Here is a 295-nt window from a genome sequence, read left to right as displayed (position 1 = left end):
TATAGCAGAAATTGTTTTAGTAATGACATCACTGTCAAGAGCTTCCTCATAAAGTACTACATCTGGTTTTACTATAGAACCACAGTTGTCACAATAAGGAATATTACCTCCCAGATTTAACATAGATTCTAAGTCAAAAAACTTACCACATTTAGTACAATAATTTCTATGTACAGAACCATGAAGTTCTAGCACATTTTTACTTCCAGCCATTTGATGAAGTCCATCAATATTTTGAGTTATGACAGCTTTAAGCTTACCCATTTCCTCGAGTTTTGCTAAAGCTATATGAGCA

The 295-nt window shown here is 33.2% G+C and carries 1 protein-coding gene; it reads right to left on the bottom strand.

Features of this window, described 5'->3' with window-relative positions; translation table 11 throughout:
- Positions 1-295: Sir2 family NAD-dependent protein deacetylase (locus P0G09_RS19510; protein WP_342760581.1), on the bottom strand; the 295-nt coding region annotated here is incomplete at both ends.

It is taken from the genome of Faecalibacterium sp. DFI.5.82, from assembly GCF_029076575.1.
GTDB lineage: Bacteria > Bacillota > Clostridia > Oscillospirales > Ruminococcaceae > Faecalibacterium > Faecalibacterium duncaniae.
The sequence above is the reverse complement of the archived record's forward strand: the minus strand, read 5'-3'. Positions and strand labels throughout refer to the sequence as shown.